This window comes from Chitinophaga oryziterrae (assembly GCF_009758125.1).
Lineage (GTDB): Bacteria > Bacteroidota > Bacteroidia > Chitinophagales > Chitinophagaceae > Chitinophaga > Chitinophaga oryziterrae.
In genome coordinates, this window is sequence record NZ_WRXO01000001.1 from 1,348,921 (window position 1) to 1,366,275 (window position 17,355).

A 17,355-nucleotide genomic window follows, 5' to 3' on the forward strand; every position below is an offset into this window, starting at 1 on the left:
TTTTTATGAGAATTTTTATAATGATGATGGCAATGATGCATCCTGTTGTACCAGTGTCAAAGCATAAACATATCGTGATCGCCCACAGGGGCGATCATGTTTTATTGCCGGAGAACACACTGGCGGCTTATGCCAGTGCGATACGGGTAGGTGTAGATTATATAGAGACAGATCTGAGGACAACAAAAAAAGGTGACCTGGTAATCAGGCATAATAGTCTTGAGGAGCTGAGTGATGATGAAGTGAAGAAGCTCCCTTCTTTCAAAGATGTATTAAAACTTTGCCGGAATAAGGTGAAGATCTATCTTGATTTTAAAGAGGCAGATGTAAGGGAGACTTACCGGATGATTTGTGCAGCGGGGATGGAGAAACAGGTAGTGGTGTATGCGAATACACTGGAGCAGTTGAAGTTGTGGAATGAGGTAGCACCGGATATGCCTATGCTTACCAGTGCGCCGGATAAAGACATAAGTGCCTTCCTGGATACGTATTCCATTGCTGGAGTAGATGGGTCTCTGGGAGAGTATAGTGCGGAAACACTGGCTTTGTTTAAAAGCAGGGGAATAGCGGTATGGCTGGATGTGCAGAGTGGGGAAGAAGGCCCTGATATATGGGCAAAAGCATTAAAGGAAGGTGTTCCGGGGATGCAGACAGATCATCCTGCTGCGCTGGTAAAATATTTAAAACAACAAAGGATCAGATAATGTATAAATACTTCCTGGTATCATTGCTGGTATTCATACATCCTTCACCGGTAGACCCCATTATTGATGATTTTTATCACCATCCGGAGAAGGTGTTAGTGGCTGCGCACCGCGCGGATCATAACAATTATCCCGAGAATTCTTTGCCTGCTATCAAAAGGGCCATAGCCGCAGGAATAGATATAGTAGAACTGGATATAAGAGAAACCAAAGACGGGAAGATCGTGATAATGCATGATCAGCGTGTTGATCGTACCACCAATGGAAAGGGGCTGGTGAGTGAAATGACTTATGCGGAAATTGCTTTGCTCAGGTTGAAAAAAGAGGGACATATTACAGCAGAGCATATTCCTACCTTAGAGGAAGTGCTTAAGCTGACGAAGGGGCTTATCATGATAGATCTTGATTTTAAGGCAGAGACATCTTCTGCATTGAAAGAGACTTACAGATTAGTGAAGGCTAATCAGATGGAAAAACAGGTACTGTTTTTTGTATATGATTATAAGGATGCTGTTGCGGGTCTACCGGTGATGCCCAGGGTGCATAATGTGGAAGAAGTAAGGACAGTACTGGACATGAAGAGCTTTTCTATCATGCATATAGATGAATCTTTTTATTCGGATAGTTTGATGAGTGAGGTGCATAAGGCAGGTATGAGGGTATGGGCAAATGCTTTAGGGAAATATGACGACATGGAAGAAGTGCAAGCAGGGTCGGGATTTGAGGAGATGCTGAAAATGAAACAGGTGAATGTGATACAAACAAATTATCCTGAGCAATTGTTATCTTACCTGAAAAAGAAGGGCTACCACCGGTAACAATTAATATTAATTTCATAGGTAGGATGGTGATAAAAAGTTTGAAAATGATTACCTCGCACAAAAAATTACAGATGAGACTTTTCCTGTTGGGATGTTTAATGATAGGCTGTATAACAGCAAATGCACAGGAGGATAATCCGGATGCAGCACCGGCAGCGTTGATCCGTGGGCCTTATTTACAGGTGGGTTCCGCAACCAGTATGACAGTGCGCTGGCGTACCGATGTAGCTACCCGCAGCAGGGTACGTTATGGTGTTGAAAAGGCGGACCAGTTTGTGGATGATTCCATTTTACGTACGGAACATATTGTTACGGTGAAAGGTTTGCAGCCGCATACCCGTTATTACTATACCATTGGTACATTTACCGGTGTTTTACAGGGGGATAAGGAGAATTACTTTTATACACTGCCGGAGACGGGTAAAGCCGCTACTTACAGAATTGGTGCTTTCGGGGATTGTGGGAATAACTCCGTGAATCAACGCAATGTAAAGGCGTCGGTATTGAAATACCTGAACGGGAATTATATGGATGCCTGGTTGTTATTGGGGGATAATGCCTATAACAGTGGAACGGATGCAGAGTTTCAGTCGAAGTTTTTTAACATTTATAAGGATGATCTGTTGAAGAAATATCCGATGTTCCCTTCTCCCGGTAATCATGATTATAATGACAAGGATTTCCCCGGAGCCGTTGAGATGGCGCAAAAGACCCATCAGACAGCTTATTATCAGAATTTCTCTATGCCAACACAGGGAGAGTCCGGTGGGGTAGCTTCGAATACACAGGCTTTTTACTCTTTTGATGTGGGCAATATCCATTTCTTATCACTGGATTCTTATGGGATGGAAGAGAACCAGTATCGTTTGTATGATACACTGGGGCCACAGGTGCAATGGATAAAGCGTGATCTGGAAGCGAATAAAAACAAACAGTGGGTAGTGGCTTACTGGCATCATCCTCCTTATACCATGGGATCTCATAATTCTGATGATACAGATGAGCTGACGGCCATCAGGGAGAATTTCATCCGGATATTGGAGCGGTATGGAGTAGACCTGGTGTTATGCGGGCATAGTCACGATTATGAGCGTTCCCGTTTAATGAAGGGACATTATGGTAAGGAGACTACTTTCAGTGCTGCGTTGCATAATCTCAGTAACTCTTCCGGTTTGTATGATGGGAGTGAGAATTCCTGTCCGTATGTAAAGGATGCTAGCGGTCAGGGTACTGTATATGTAGTAACCGGTTCTTCCGGTAAGCTGGGGGGTACGCAACCGGCTTTTCCGCACAATGCCATGCAGTATTCCAATGCTACTGAGGGCGGTGCCAGTTTGCTGGAAGTGCAGGGTAACAGGCTGGACCTCAAATGGATTTGTGCGGATGGGGTGATCAGGGACCATTTCACTATGATGAAAGAAGTGAACCAGCATAAAGTAATTAAGGCGAAAGCAGGAGAGAAGATTACGCTGACTGCCTCTTTCACAGGCAATTATAAATGGAGTGATCACATAACGACTACACGTAGTATTACTATTACAACAAAGGTGGGAACATCTTCTTATTTTGTGGAAGATAAAGAGAGTTGTGTGAAGGATTCTTTTACCATCATTGCTACTAAATGAAGATAATCATTGTCCTTTCCGGTGTTTGCCTGTTTACAGTAATGACACTGGCTTTACCGGGAGGGACACCCAAACGTATAACCGATTACGTAAAAAAGACACAGGTTACTTTCAGCGCAAAGGCTACTGCCATGCAGCAGGCTATTGCACAGATAGATGTAAATGATACGGTTACACTATCCCGTGCTAAAGAGGCCTTGCGCCAATGCCGGATCAGTTATAAGCAACTGGCATTTTTCATGGAATACTTTTTTGCCAGTGAGGCATATGTATTCAATTCTCCACCCAGGTATGAAATAGATGAGCCTTATATAGAGTATGAAGCCCCGGTGGGATTACAGCAGATAGAATCTTTGCTGTATGATTCAGCCGTGTATTCCAGGAAAAAGGAACTAATGGCGCAGGCAGAGGTAGTAGCTAATACGGCTGCCGATCTGCCTTCTTTATTATATCACTTCTCCGCTACGGACGGGCAGGTGTTTGAGAGTGTGAAGCTGGAGCTGATACGTATTATGACCCTGTATATTGCGGGTTATGATGCCCCATTACTGAAGAGCGGAATAGATGAGTCCAGGGCCGCTATGGAGGCGGTGAATGAAGTGGTACTACCTTATACGACTGCCAGTGACAGTATAGGGTATTCTCTGAGGAAAGCGATAGATTATCTGCGACGTGCCAGGGATTTTGACCGGTTTGACCGGTTGACTTTTTTAGCGGATTATGCTTTGCCTTTAGAAAGGCAGTTGAGTGATTTTATGCATGCCAGGGGATTTGATGTGCATAGTACTCCTGCATTGGATGAAGATGAATTGTTTAGTAAGAATGCTTTGAGAAAAGCTGCTTTTCCAGGTGGAGGGAATATAGGGGACAGCGCTTTAGGAAGACGACTGTTTTTTGAGCCGGCATTGTCCGGGAACAATACGCGGAGCTGTGCTACCTGTCATCAGCCGGATAAGCATTTTACGGATGGGCTGGTAAAGAATGCTGCGCTGGATGGCGGGGTGTTACCCAGGAATACGCCTGGTTTGTTATATGCCTGTTTTCAGTATTCACAGTTCTGGGACGGGCGGGTGAAAAGCCTGGAGGAGCAGGTACTTGCTGTGATGCATAGCAGGCAGGAAATGGCTGCTGATGATGATACAGTTGTTTATCGCTTACAGAAAGTATATAAGGGGATTACCATAAAGATGGTGGTGCATGCACTGGCTGCTTATGTGAGAACATTAACACCTTTTAACTCTCCTTTTGATCATTATATGAATGGAGATCGTGCTGCTTTAACGGCTTTGCAAAAACATGGGTTTAATCTGTTTATGGGAAAAGCGAAATGTGGTACCTGTCACTTTGCGCCGTTGTTTAATGGATTGACTCCGCCATTATATAACCGGACTGAATTCGAGGTGTTAGGGACGCCTGTGAATGAAGACTTATTACGTCCTGTTGCAGATACGGATCAGGGTCGTTATTCTTTCTTCAAAATAGGATTTTACAAAGGGGCGTTTAAGACACCTACATTGCGTAATGCTGCGGTAACGGGCCCTTATATGCATCATGGGGCATTTGGGAATATGGATGAGGTAATGGATTTTTATGATAGAGGAGGGGGGAATGGGATTGGATTGCCATTGTCTAATCAAACGCTGGGTACTGAGCAGTTGCACCTGGATACTACTGAAAAGAAAGCGATTATTGCTTTTATGGAAGCGCTTACTGATGAATAGCAGCTATGAATGCTTTTGTTTGTTTCATATAGATACCGTTAACCAGATACTAAACGGCCATACAGCCGGAAGAGTTTGATGCAGGAAAGAAGCCCTGGTATTATTTGAGCTTATTCTTACGCAGGGAGTATTTGTAGAAGTCTTCCACTTTGGTCCTGGCCCAGGGTGTTTTGCGTAAGAATTTTAAACTGGACTGGATAGAAGGGTTACTTGTAAAACAGTTAATCCTGATTTGTTGTCCCAGTTCATCCCATCCATAACTTTCCACAAGATGTGTAACGATCATCTCAAGTGTTAATCCATGAAGCGGATCATTGGACATAGTTTCTAACTGCATAAGTACTCCTTTGGTACAAAGATAAGGTTGTGAATTGGTATTTGTTTTTTGTACTTTGATCAGTAGAACCACAATCTCATTATTTTGCGAATTATTCCCCGTTTATGTTGTTATATCCTGCTTATATTGCCACTGGTGGCTGTAGCGCAAAAAAAGAACGAAGCTTTTCAACTGCACATATGCCGTGCTGTTTCTCCTGTTCAGATAGATGGAATGATGGATGAGCCAGCCTGGCAGGCTGCTGATGTAGCTACGGACTTCCACATGATATTACCTATGGATACCAGCTATGCCAACGTGCGGACAGATGTACGTATGGTCTATGACGATCAGCACATTTACCTGCTGGTGGTGAACTATAACGGGGTTCCCGGCCCTTATATGGTAGAATCCTTAAGAAGGGATTTCGCGTTTCTCAAAAATGATAACTTCCTGCTTTTCATGGACCCTTTTGATGACCAGACCAATGGTTATTCCTTTGGCGCAAATGCTGCCGGGGCTCAATGGGATGGGATTATGTATGATGGGGGAAAGGTGGATCTGAGCTGGGATAATAAATGGAGTTCTGTAGTAAAGAACTATCCTGATAAATGGATTTTTGAAGCGGTGATCCCTTTTAAGACGATCCGTTATAAGAAGGGGATCAGCAAATGGGGGATCAACTTTGGGCGGAATGACCTTAAAACAACAGAAAAGAGTAGCTGGGCGCCTGTGCCCAGACAGTTCCCCTCGGCCTCTTTAGCCTATACCGGTGCGCTGGTATGGGATGTACCGCCACCGGACCCCGGGCCTAATATTTCTGTGATCCCTTACCTGCTGGGTGGTGTGAACAAGGATTATACAACGGGGAAAAAGGCGCATTACAGGGGAGATGGGGGAGTAGATGCCAAGATAGCCGTCACCTCTTCGCTGAACCTGGATCTGACTATCAACCCTGATTTCTCGCAGGTGGATGTGGATAAACAGGTGACGAACCTGGACCGGTTTGAGCTGTTCTTCCCCGAGAAGCGGCAGTTCTTCCTGGAGAACGGGGACCAGTTCACCAACTTCGGGTATAGTACTATCCGGCCTTTCTTCTCCAGGCGCATAGGGTTGGGCGTGCCTATCCTCTTTGGCGCCAGGCTGAGTGGGAAGCTGGATAAGAACTGGCGGATGGGATTGATGAACATGCAGACGGATGCGGAATCGTCCCAGGGCCTGCCTGCCCAGAATTTTACAGTAGCAGCATTGCAAAGGCGGGTATTTGCCCGGTCGAATGTGGGGTTGTTGTTTATCAATAAGGAGTCCATCAATTATCAGCCATCAGCAGATAAGCCGGTGTATTCACGCTATAACCGGAACCTTGGGATGGAGTATAACCTGGCCTCTTCCAATAATTTCTGGACGGGGAAGGCATTGCTGCTAAAGTCTGCGACCCCTGGTAAAACAGGGCACGATTGGGTACATGCTGCCAATTTACAATATACCAGCCGGGTCTGGAATATAAGCTGGCAGCATGAGTATGTAGGGCATAACTATAATGCAGAGGTAGGATATGTACCCAGGCAGGGATATATCAAGCTGCTACCGCAGGTGACCCGCTTATTCTTTCCAAAAGCAGGAGCAGTGTTAAGTCATGGGCCACAGGTACAGCTCACCAATTTCTTTGATGAGCATATGAAACGTACGGACAATGAGTTGCTCTTGTCTTATGGGATCGTGTTCCGCAAACGGAATACGTTGAATGTATGGACTACGAACAGTTATGTGCGTTTGCTGCAGCCGTTTGATCCGACAAATACAGGAAAAGATAGCCTGGCTACAGGAACTGTGCATAGCTGGAACACTGTAGGCGTGGATTATGTATCCAGGCCGCAAAGCCTTTTCACCTACTCTTTTTCCGGGCGTTATGGCGGTTATTATGCAGACGGGACACGGCTGACGCTGGGCGGAGAGCTGGGTTACCGTTTTCAGCCGTATGTGAGTATTGCACTGAGTACAACGTATAATGATATCCGGCTACCACAGCCCTGGGGCAGGAATGCCTTTCTGCTGGCAGGACCGAGACTGGACGTCACCATGACCAATACGCTCTTCTTTACGGGTTTTATGCAGTATAATGAGCAGTTGAAGAACATGAACCTGAACACACGTTTACAATGGCGGTATCGTCCGGCATCTGATCTGTTCATTGTATATACAGATAATTATCTGCCGGCACCTTTAGCGATCAAAACAAGGGCGTTGGTCATAAAGCTGGTGTACTGGTTGAATATCTAGATGTAATTAAATTTGCATATGACTACTGAGCCTGTCTCTGCACCCGGTAGTATTGAATGCTGCTTGACAAAGAGTTATTTTTTTTGTACCTTCATACAAATCACGTTGTTCGTTCCACTTATTTTTATTTCACCCGGAACGGATATAAATGATAGCAATTACACTATGGGTAGATCACAAGAAACTTTCAGTAAAAAAGAAAACGAAAAGAAAAGATTAAAAAAGAAAAAAGACAAGGAAGAAAAGAAGGCCGAAAGACAAGCCAATTCAAAACCAGGTAAAACACTGGAAGAAATGATGGCTTACATCGATGAGAATGGTAACATTTCATCAACTCCACCAGATCCCAAGAAAAAGAAGATTATCAGAAGCGAAGACATCCAGATTGGTGTTGCAAAACAGCAACCTATGGATGAGGCTGAACTGATCCGTAAGGGAGTGGTTACATTCTTTAATGAATCCAAAGGTTATGGCTTTATTAAAGATCTGCAAACCCAGGAAAGCATATTTGTGCATATCAATGAGCTGGTGGATGCGATAAAAGAGCACGACAAAGTAACCTTTGAAGTGCAGATGGGACATAAAGGCCCGAACGCAGTATCAGTGAAGAAGAGCAGTTAAGTACGACACCGGTCTTTACTTTCAATATCCTTTTATGGTATTAAGTACCATAACGGAAGAAGTTTGAGGTAAGGTGAATAATATTATAACCTGGAAAGCTGTCCTTATGGACGGCTTTTTTTATTGGCCGGTATTCTAATGTATTTAACCTAGTACAAACCTGTAGCCCACCCCCTTTATTGTTAATATTTCCAGGTTTTCATCTTCTTTCAGGCACACGCGCAGCCGGGTAATGTATACGTCCAGGTTACGGCTATTGAAAAACGAATCATTGCCCCATAACAGGTTGAGTATGCTTCTCCTGTCTATGATACCATCACGGTTCTCGTATAATAACTTAAGTAATTCACTTTCCCTGTACGATAGCTTTTTCTCTTCACTTCCGTTTGTCAACAGCTGGCGGTTAGTATAGAACCGGAACCGGCCTATAGTGACATAGTCGACAGCCGCCGAAGATGATCTGTCTGTTTTACGTAATACATTATCGATACGTACTATCAGCTCTTCGAGGCTGAAGGGCTTACGGATATAATCATTGCCACCTAGCGTGAAGCCCTTTACAAGGTCGGCGGTTTGTGTTTTGGCCGTCAGGAATAAAATGGGTACCTCCGGATTGAGGGCACGTATCTCTTCCGCAATTTCAAACCCATCTTTATTGGGCAGCATTACGTCCAGCACACATACTGCTGGCTTTATCTGTTTATACAGTTCCAGCACTTTAGCGCCGTCAGACTCCATTATCACCTCAAAGCCTCTTCCCTGTAAGCTTTCCTTCACAATTTTACCCAGGAATAATTCGTCTTCAACATATAAAATTTTAATGCTCATTTCATCCTGTTTTAAACTTTATAACCCGGCGCCCCTTATCGTAATAAATGACTGGTGCTTCTGCAAAAGGAAGCTTAACTGAAAAAGTGCTGCCTTTATCCAGCTCGCTTTCCACCTCTATAAAACCTGCATGGCGTAGTAAGATATGTGACACATAACTTAAGCCAAGACCATATCCTTTTATATTATGCCGGTTGCCACTGGGTACACGGAAGAACTTTTCGAATATTTTTCTTTTGTATTCCTTTGCAATACCTATCCCGTTGTCTGTTACACGTATTTCCAGATATTGTGAATGATCAATGATATGAATAAGGATTTCCGGGTCTTTAATGCTGTACTTCAAAGCATTATCCAGCAAATTATAGAGTACACTTGTCAGATGGAGCTTGTCGGCCGTAATGATAAAGTTTTTACCGGTTGTTTTCAGTATTGTGACAGCCTTTTGTTTTTCAAACTGCAACTTCATTGAGAGCATTACTGCCCTGGCCAGTTCTACAAGATCAAACTGCTCTTTATTTAAAGCAATTTCCCTATTCTCAAACATCGACAGCTTTAATACTTTATCCACCAATAAACCCAGTCTTTGCATTTCACCGGCCGATATATCAAGATATTCGTCTGTTCTTTGCGGATCCTCCAACACGTTAAAACTCCTCAAAGCCTCTATGGCTACACTTACGGTGGCAATAGGTGTTTTCAGCTCATGTGTCATATTGTTGATAAAATCATTCTTAAGCTGTGCCAGCTTTTGCTGTTGTTTCAGGTTCCTGTATAACAGTAGGAATGAAAACATAGTGACGCCCAACAGGAGAAATGAGATCAGGATGGGCTGACTGATACGTTTCAACAGGTACCAGGTATTGTTATCAAATATAACCTGGTATCTGACCGGTTTTGTAAAACCAATGGTGACGATGTTGCCTTCCAGGTCGTCCGGGAATGGAGCGGAATCTGATTCAATGGAATATAGTTCAGCGGTATCGGCAGGAAGGGTATTTATGATGAAAGGCAAATTTATCTTTTCTCTCTCCAGTGCTTTATGATATCGATCAACCACTTCCTTTACAGTAATGGAATCGCGAAGAGAGTCTACATCTACCAGGAAATTAAATACCCTTCCTCCTGGCACGGCTTTATTTGCACTGTATTGTACATTAAACGAATCCCTCTCCGGATCCGGATGGTCTGCTCTATTCATCGCCACGATCATTGTTTGCCTCCGACCTGGCTTTGGAGAGGATGAATCCCTCATTTTTTCTTTCAGCACATTTGATATGCTTATCACTCCTTCACGATCCTGTACACGGATATTGATCCCGGAATCCATTTTTAACTTGGCTGCCTGCAAGCGGAAGATCGTTTCCCTGAAAAGTACATTGGTACGCGTGGTGAAAATCCTTTTTTCTTCCCTATAATTCTTGCTCAGCCAGTATCCCTGGAAAACTGTGATAATCACAATAGTCAATGTAATCAGGAAAGCAGTAACCGGTATGGAAAGTTTATATCGCACCTGGTTGTATGGTTTATTATAGCAAATGTATCATTTCCTTTTTCCCCTCAGCAAGCACATTAACCTTAATTAACATTAAAGCAAGACATGTTAACCTCTGTTACGGCAAGAACCGGATAGCTTTATTTCCTTAAAACTACACAGAATGAAAAAGATAATTTTTGCATTTTGCATGGGCCTGGCACTGATGACTGCCAACGGCCAGCAAAAACAAGGAAAGGTGCTGTACGAGCGTACAACACAAATGCAGATGCACATCAAGGGTATGGGTATGGCTGAAAACGAAGAGCAGCTCCTTCCGCGTTCACACAAAGACAAACTGGAAATATTGTTCAGCAATAACCAGTCATTGCGCCGTGCGGTGACAGATGAAACGCCCGAAGACTTCATGCCGGACGAAGGTGGCATGCGGATTCGCACGGGAATAGCCGACGCCAATGATGTGACCTATATTAATTTTGCCACCGGACAGGTGATAGTACAACGCGAATTTGCTGCGAAGAACTATATTATTGCCGACAGCATTCACAAGCTGAGTTGGAAACTGACCGGCGAAACCAGCACTATCCTCGGTTATCCCTGTCAGCTGGCAGTCGCCCAAAGCATTGGTAAGCGCTACATTCCCATCATGGAGAACGGACATATGAAAAGACAGGAAGTAGCAGATACATCCAATATCATGGTTTGGTTCACGCTTTCTATTCCGGTTCCTGCAGGACCCGAATATGAAGGGCAATTACCAGGCCTTATCCTGAGTATTGACATTAACGCTGGCCACATTGTTTACAAGGCTGTCGAAGTATCCCCCCAGGCAGATGTAGCGGCTATTAAGCAGCCCTCAAAAGGGAAAAAAGTAACGATGGAAGAGTTTAATAAAGAGCGCGACAAAACGATGGCAGAAATGCAACGCAATAATACAGGGAGAGGAAGAATGATACAAATCAATTAACAAACAGCACCTGGCTGTCAAAAGTAACTGATATACCCTCAAAAGTATTACTGCAACACTAAAAAGGCTCCGTTAAGAGCCCTTTTAGTGTTGCAGTAATACTTTTATAGCCTGATTTTCTTTATGCATTTGCATTCTGCTATTGTCGTATAATTTTCATTCCGCCATCTGGTCTGACAGTTGTAAGACCGTTTTTACTCAGGCTATAAGTAAAGCTCAGCAGAAAAAAGCGCTGCAGGTTTTTTATCAGGCTGTCTTCAATATAATTCTGGTTGCTGGTACGACTGATCCCTACATTTTCATTGAGCACATCAAAAACACTCAGCTTCAACTCCCCCCTGTTAAAATGCAGGAACTGGCGACTAATAGCCATATTCCATAATGGTACGCTGGCATTAAAGCCCTTCGCACGCTGGCTGCTAATTGTATAGGTAAAGCTGGTAGTAAAGTAAAAACGGGACGGCAACTGACAATTGATCTCACCTTCATATTGCTGTGAAAAATAGCTGGTGTTAAGGGCTGCCTGCAATGAATAGGTGGTTTTATAATAATTAAAGCCACCGCTTAATGACAGGTCTACTTTATCAGAAGGATTCAGATCGAAGCGTACCTCAGGCCCGAGGCTGATGGTACCTATGGTATTAGACACGGTATTGATGAATTGTTTCGTTTTGCTGTATCCCATATTGCTGCTGAAATTGACCGAACCTTTCAACAAACGGAGCGGCAGTCCAAGATTAAAATTACCCGTCATATTGTATGCCCCGTTTACATTTACCGGGCGGGTATGTTTAATACCGAGGGTATCCACTACATCGTAATTCACAATTTTGTGCTGTGTTTCCTGCAGGTTAAAAAAAGCAAACAGGTTTTTATTTTTGAAAGGATTCACAGATATAAAATTCAGTTGTACCCCATGTGTCAATTCCGGTTTAAGATCAGGATTTCCTTCGCGGATATTGAGTGGATCTGTTATATCGGGCACAGGTTGCAGTTGTGATATATCAGGTTGTTTTGTAATAGCCGCATAGTTAATACTAAGATTGCGGTAGCGGGTAAAATCGTATTTAAACCGTAGAGAGGGCAGTAGGTTATAAAATGTTTTATGAATGACCGAATCACCGGTGCCGGCAATGATCTTACCCTTTAACTCCGCCTTTTGCCAATTCAGACCGGCTGCCAGACTGAATTGTTTCTGTTGTGTGCGTAGACGTAATCCTGCATTCGTATAGTCGTAAGTATTTTCGAAATTGTTGGTCAGGCTTGTATTCAGTTGGTCAAACTTGCCGCTTCGCCCGTTATAGTCATATGTTACCTTATCAGACCTGCTGTTGGCATTGCTCCTGCTCAGGCTGAATTCAAACAGTGAATGTTTAAACACCGGTTCTGTATACACGGCACGCGCAGTATAGCTGTTCAATGCTCCCGTTACAATATTGCGCTGATTGATGGAATCATAGTCAGGCAGTGAGGATCCATGGCTGTAAAACTGGTTTGTGGAAAGCAGGCTACCATTGCTTTTACTGTTATTGAAGCTGGTTTGCAGGCTGAGTGAAAATGTCCGGCCCCTGCGATGGAATTTTTTCCTGAACAACAGATCATTACGGAAATTGGTACCATAACCTGAGGAATAGTTATTGCTGAAGCCCTGGTTAGCCAGTTGTTTATCTTCAGAAAGTGTTTCATAATTGCTATAACTGTTATTGCGGGTTTCCTGGTATCCGATGGAAGGTGATATTTTGAGGGAATGAAAAGAATCGATGCGGATATCAGCACTGAGATTAAGGCGATGGCTGTTATTAAGGTTGTCACTGACAGTATGCTGATTGTAGTAATAAGAAGAATCGGGCAGGAAATACTGGCGTCCCACTGTACTTTCCTGGTAAGGATTGTAGCGGTTGTAAAAATAATTGCTGGTGAAATCAGTTTTATTTCCGATGACATTATTGTAGTTAAACCCACCACCCCGGATGGTCTTGATACCGTTGCTGTTACTGCTGCCCATTAATGCCGTAATGGGATCATCTGAATTCAGGGAGAGGTTCAGATTTCCATTGCCACTTTGGCGCTGGCGATTCAGTTCTCCGGTAAAATTCATCAGGTCCATAAATGAAAAACCTTCCGCGTTGGTATTATTGGCCATGCCAATGGTGGAAAACTGCCGGGCTCCTTTAAAAGAGTTTACATTAAAGCGTCCTTCGTACCTGTCGCTAGTACCGGCACCGGCAGACGCTTTACCAAACAGGCCTTTCTTTTTATCCTGTTTCAGCTTCAGGTTGATGGTCCTTTCACTATTGCCATCATCGAAGCCGGTCAGTTGAGCAGCATCGCTCAGCCGGTCGTATACCTGTACTTTCTCTACGGCATCGGCAGGCAGGTTTTTGGTAGCGGTTTTGGGATCGGTACCAAAAAACTCTTTACCGTCTACCAGCACACGGTTTACTTTTTGTCCCTGGGCTTTAACCGTACCATCTTTATTTACCTGTATCCCGGGCATTTTCTTAAGCAGTTGTTCCACACTGGCATTTGGCTGTGTTTTAAACGAGCCTGCGTTGTATTGGATGGTATCGCCAATAAGCGTAACAGGTGGAGCTTCGGCAGTTACCACTACTTCCTTCAATGTTTTACTCAGGTCGTAGAGTACGATTGTATTAAAGTTGACCACAGGGACGGCATCACTGATGATAACGGGCAGGCTGGCATTGTGATAGTTTACATGGGTAATCAGCAGGCGATATTCTCCTCTGGGAATACCAGTAAGTACGAAATCACCTTTGTTGTCCGTCATAGTAAAGCTGACCAGCGAAGAGTCTTTTTTCTGTAAAAGGGTAATAGTGGCTGAAGCAACGGGTTGCCTGGCTATACTATCGAATACGGTCCCGTTAACGGAGCCATTCTTTTGAGCGTGTGCGGTGATGGCGAAACAGCAGGCTATCAGCAGTAGGTAGTTCTTTTGCATGGAGGTTTTTTACTTTATAAACTGCTTACGAAAGTAGTTCCGCCATCTGCAAAAGCAGGTTAACAAGCCTTGCATTAATGTTAAGGGAAGTTAATGTTTGGAAATTCTTCCCTGGATTTGATGTTTAATAGAAACCCATAAAATTACTTTGCGGTGAATCTAAAAGTTCCTGCATTACGAACAATAGCCTATTAAATAACGATGGGAATAATCAAGCATTATCATACTTAACTATTCCCATTTAGCTATAAGATTATAATCGGTTTATTGCTCCTCAACAATCTGGCCTTTTTGCTTCACTAACAAAAAGCATCTCAATTTATAGTATTTCTACGTATCCGTCCGTTCCATTCACCCGGATTCTCTGTCCGTCTTTGATCAGTTTGGTAGCATTCTCCACTCCAACAACTGCCGGTAAGCCATATTCACGTGCAATAACTGCTCCATGGGTCATCAGTCCACCAACCTCGGTGACCAGGCCTTTTATGGATACAAACAATGGTGTCCAGCTAGGATCAGTGAATGAGGTGACTAATATATCCCCAGCTTCCAGATCTGCATCTTCCATGTTTAAGATGACACGTGCCCGTCCCTCTATCACTCCGGAAGAAACAGCCAGACCTGCAATAGCTCCGGCCGGGAGATCTTCCCGTTTGTACGTACCCGTAATGATTTCACCGTCAGACGTGATAACACGTGGGGGAGTTAGTTTCTCAAATAATTTGTGCTCCTCTTTTCGTTTGCTGATGATCTGGTAATCCGGTTTATTTGTGCGCACTACTTCGCGAAGTTCTTCAAAAGTGAGGTAGTAGATATCTTCTTTTTCATGGATAACGTTAGCTTGTACGAGTTGTTCAGCTTCTTTCAGTAAGGCCTGCTTATAAACAAAGTAGCGGTTAATTATCCCGTATTTTGGATATTCACGATAACCGGCGAAATTCCGGAGTAGGCTGATCATTTGTTTTGTTTCCCTGGCTTTTTGTTCACCATCCGGTAATTGCTTCAACCGATCTAATAATTCTTGTTCTTTTTTCAAAGCTTTCTGTCGCCCCTGTTCAAATTTTCGCTTGCCGGCACCAGGCTCAAAGTTTTTGATATTAGAGAGAATCATGGAGACGAGTGTAAGCGGTTTTTCGCTCCAACGCGTTTTTGTAATATCGATCTCTCCTGCACATCGCATACCGTATTTGTTGAGGTAAGCATAGATAGCGTCCCGGGTTTCCTGTCCACCATCAAACTTAACCAGATCGTCCAGAAAGTTATCATCTTTTACATGTTGTAAATAATTGATCACATCCCGGTGAGGACGGATCACATCTGCGAGATCCAATAACTCCAGTCCCATTTCCGAAGTAATATTATTGGGGGCAGATTGAGAAAGTGTATCTGCTGCGTTTTTTTCATCTAACCATTTCTTCATGTTTTCATTGATCCATGTTGATGCATCTACAGAAGCCATAATTGCACTCCTATTCTGTGGGTCAAATAAGGTCTTCTTTGATTGCTGACCATCTTCCAGGATAAAATCAAATAAGTCCGGTCCTGATCTCGTTTGGATGTTATCTTTTAACTCTTTTATCGATGTTTGATACCGCTTGATCAGATCAGAAACGATCGTCGGATCGTTTTTGATTTGTGCGTGAATATCTGCGGACGATTTACCTGTACTGCTTTTGATAGAGTTCAATTCTTCTTTGTCATTTGGCAACAATTTTATAAAATCTCCGCGCTCTGTGATGGCTATCAATGCGTCTTTTATGAGGGGATCATGTTGGCCCATGACATCTATTATCGTTTTTCTGCCGGTGGGTGAAGCCAGGTTAGATGCTATATCAACAAATAACCGCCCACCGGCTTTAAACATCGGTCGAAAAGCTGTTAATTGCCATAAGGACAATCCCAATGGTTTCATGGGGTCGGTCATCATTTGTTGATGGCCGACAGATATGTAAACGTGATTTTCCTGATCATTCGCTTCCGGGACCGGGTATAAAGTAGTGATTGGCCGACTCTGTACAATATAAAATGTATCATCAACCAAACACCATTCAATGTCCTGGGGGTGGCCGAAATGTTCTTCGATCTTTCTTCCTATGTATTCAAGCTGTAAAATCTGCTCATCCGTCAGCGCTTGCTTATTCTGCTTCTCGGGCTCAATCTCCTGTTCTTTCGTACCGCCATCTTTTGAGGCATAAATAGCCAGTTTCTTGGTGGATATCTTCTTATCGATAACCTTACTGTTACACACTTTATAGAGATCAGTGTTCACAATGCCCGAGACTATGGCCTCACCAAGTCCGAAGCTGGCATCAATGGATGATATTTTCCTGTTAGAAGTGACAGGATCGGCAGTAAACAAAATTCCTGCCGCATGCGGAAAGACCATCTTCTGAACAACCACGGACAGGTGGACTTTACGGTGGTCGAAGCCGGTTTGAAGGCGGTAAATCACTGCCCTCTCCGTAAACAGCGATGCCCAGCATTTACTGATATGTTGCAGGATTGCCGTTTTCCCGATAATGTTCAAATAGGTATCCTGCTGGCCTGCAAAGGATGCCGTTGGCAGGTCTTCGGCTGTAGCACTGGACCGCACAGCAAAGGCCTCTTTTTCGCCAAACTTTGTGAGATAACCCGCGATCTCTTCTGCTATATCAGTAGAAATGGGTATTCTTTCGATGGCCATACGGATTTTTGCACTGATTTGTCTGATATTTTCCCTCTCTTCAGCCTTAAGACGTGCTAATTCATCCAGCAAGCTGTTAAGCTCCTGATTATTTCCGGTTATTTTTTTATACGCTTCGGTGGTAACACAAAAAAACTCCGGCACCTGTATCCCTTTGATTCCGGACAGTTCACCCAGATTCGCAGCTTTGCCTCCTGCGATCATAAACCTTGATCTGTCGATCTCCTGAAAACAAAGTATATATGTGTTTATCTTTTCCGGTATCATATTAATGGCTTTTTTAGAGATGTGTAAAGCCAAAAATATAAGATATGGCACATCAAAACACTGTTTCT

General features: G+C 43.6%; 12 protein-coding genes. 7 read left to right on the plus strand and 5 right to left on the minus strand.

What is annotated here, in order from left to right; genetic code table 11:
• The first annotated feature begins 5 nt into the window (after positions 1–5).
• The 4 genes from GO495_RS05610 to GO495_RS05625 all read left to right on the plus strand — a co-directional run bounded on the left by GO495_RS05610 (position 6) and on the right by GO495_RS05625 (position 4,871).
• A complete protein-coding gene (locus GO495_RS05610; protein WP_157298686.1) occupies positions 6–704 on the plus strand; it encodes a glycerophosphodiester phosphodiesterase in 699 nt (232 codons plus the stop codon).
• Positions 704–1,522, plus strand: coding sequence for a glycerophosphodiester phosphodiesterase family protein (locus tag GO495_RS05615; protein WP_157298687.1), 819 nt, complete (start codon positions 704–706; stop codon positions 1,520–1,522). The genes GO495_RS05610 and GO495_RS05615 overlap by 1 nt, the downstream gene beginning before the upstream one ends.
• A gap of 74 nt (positions 1,523–1,596) precedes the next feature.
• A complete protein-coding gene (locus tag GO495_RS05620; RefSeq protein ID WP_157298688.1) occupies positions 1,597–3,150 on the plus strand; it encodes a purple acid phosphatase family protein in 1,554 nt (517 codons plus the stop codon).
• Positions 3,147–4,871 carry a cytochrome-c peroxidase gene (locus GO495_RS05625; RefSeq protein ID WP_205691205.1) on the plus strand — a complete coding sequence of 575 codons (1,725 nt, stop codon included), beginning with the start codon at positions 3,147–3,149 and terminating at the stop codon, positions 4,869–4,871. The genes GO495_RS05620 and GO495_RS05625 overlap by 4 nt, the downstream gene beginning before the upstream one ends.
• A 100-nt stretch (positions 4,872–4,971) precedes the next feature.
• Here the strand turns inward: GO495_RS05625 and GO495_RS05630 are convergent, their stop codons facing one another.
• Positions 4,972–5,208, minus strand: a complete 237-nt coding sequence (locus tag GO495_RS05630) for a VF530 family protein (RefSeq protein ID WP_157298689.1) — start codon at positions 5,206–5,208, stop codon at positions 4,972–4,974.
• A gap of 84 nt (positions 5,209–5,292) precedes the next feature.
• On the opposite strand from GO495_RS05630, the gene GO495_RS05635 reads away from it, so the two are divergent.
• Both GO495_RS05635 and GO495_RS05640 read left to right on the plus strand, forming a co-directional pair.
• The gene (locus GO495_RS05635) at positions 5,293–7,467 is read left to right on the plus strand and encodes a carbohydrate binding family 9 domain-containing protein (protein ID WP_240915154.1); all 2,175 of its coding nucleotides are present in this window, start codon (positions 5,293–5,295) and stop codon (positions 7,465–7,467) included.
• A gap of 165 nt (positions 7,468–7,632) precedes the next feature.
• A complete protein-coding gene (locus tag GO495_RS05640; protein WP_089778164.1) occupies positions 7,633–8,088 on the plus strand; it encodes a cold-shock protein in 456 nt (151 codons plus the stop codon).
• A gap of 144 nt (positions 8,089–8,232) precedes the next feature.
• Here GO495_RS05640 and GO495_RS05645 read toward each other — a convergent pair whose 3' ends face one another.
• A complete protein-coding gene (locus GO495_RS05645) occupies positions 8,233–8,916 on the minus strand; it encodes a response regulator transcription factor (RefSeq protein WP_157298690.1) in 684 nt (227 codons plus the stop codon).
• 1 nt (position 8,917) lies between these two features.
• Complete coding sequence (locus GO495_RS32515; protein ID WP_157298691.1) at positions 8,918–10,429, minus strand: ATP-binding protein; 1,512 nt, start codon at positions 10,427–10,429, stop codon at positions 8,918–8,920.
• Between the two features lie 145 nt (positions 10,430–10,574).
• Here GO495_RS32515 and GO495_RS05655 point away from each other — a divergent pair, with 145 nt between their 5' ends.
• Entirely contained in the window at positions 10,575–11,378 is an 804-nt protein-coding gene (locus GO495_RS05655) for a GLPGLI family protein (RefSeq protein ID WP_157298692.1), read from the plus strand.
• 139 nt (positions 11,379–11,517) lie between these two features.
• Here the strand turns inward: GO495_RS05655 and GO495_RS05660 are convergent, their stop codons facing one another.
• Positions 11,518–14,337 carry an outer membrane beta-barrel protein gene (locus tag GO495_RS05660; RefSeq protein ID WP_157298693.1) on the minus strand — a complete coding sequence of 940 codons (2,820 nt, stop codon included), beginning with the start codon at positions 14,335–14,337 and terminating at the stop codon, positions 11,518–11,520.
• Between the two features lie 319 nt (positions 14,338–14,656).
• Positions 14,657–17,287 (minus strand): phosphoenolpyruvate synthase, encoded by a 2,631-nt coding sequence (ppsA, locus tag GO495_RS05665; protein WP_157298694.1) that lies wholly within the window; start codon positions 17,285–17,287, stop codon positions 14,657–14,659.
• Positions 17,288–17,355: the final 68 nt, after the last annotated feature.

Coding starts and splice junctions, on each gene's coding strand:
- GO495_RS05645 (WP_157298690.1), bottom strand. CDS start 8,916: ATGAGCATTAAAATTTTATATGTTGAAGACGAATTATTCCTGGGTAAA.
- GO495_RS05610 (WP_157298686.1), top strand. CDS start 6: ATGAGAATTTTTATAATGATGATGGCAATGATGCATCCTGTTGTACCA.
- GO495_RS05640 (WP_089778164.1), top strand. CDS start 7,633: ATGGGTAGATCACAAGAAACTTTCAGTAAAAAAGAAAACGAAAAGAAA.
- GO495_RS05660 (WP_157298693.1), bottom strand. CDS start 14,337: ATGCAAAAGAACTACCTACTGCTGATAGCCTGCTGTTTCGCCATCACC.
- GO495_RS05620 (WP_157298688.1), top strand. CDS start 1,597: ATGAGACTTTTCCTGTTGGGATGTTTAATGATAGGCTGTATAACAGCA.
- GO495_RS05625 (WP_205691205.1), top strand. CDS start 3,147: ATGAAGATAATCATTGTCCTTTCCGGTGTTTGCCTGTTTACAGTAATG.
- GO495_RS05615 (WP_157298687.1), top strand. CDS start 704: ATGTATAAATACTTCCTGGTATCATTGCTGGTATTCATACATCCTTCA.
- GO495_RS05655 (WP_157298692.1), top strand. CDS start 10,575: ATGAAAAAGATAATTTTTGCATTTTGCATGGGCCTGGCACTGATGACT.
- ppsA (WP_157298694.1), bottom strand. CDS start 17,287: ATGATACCGGAAAAGATAAACACATATATACTTTGTTTTCAGGAGATC.
- GO495_RS05630 (WP_157298689.1), bottom strand. CDS start 5,208: ATGCAGTTAGAAACTATGTCCAATGATCCGCTTCATGGATTAACACTT.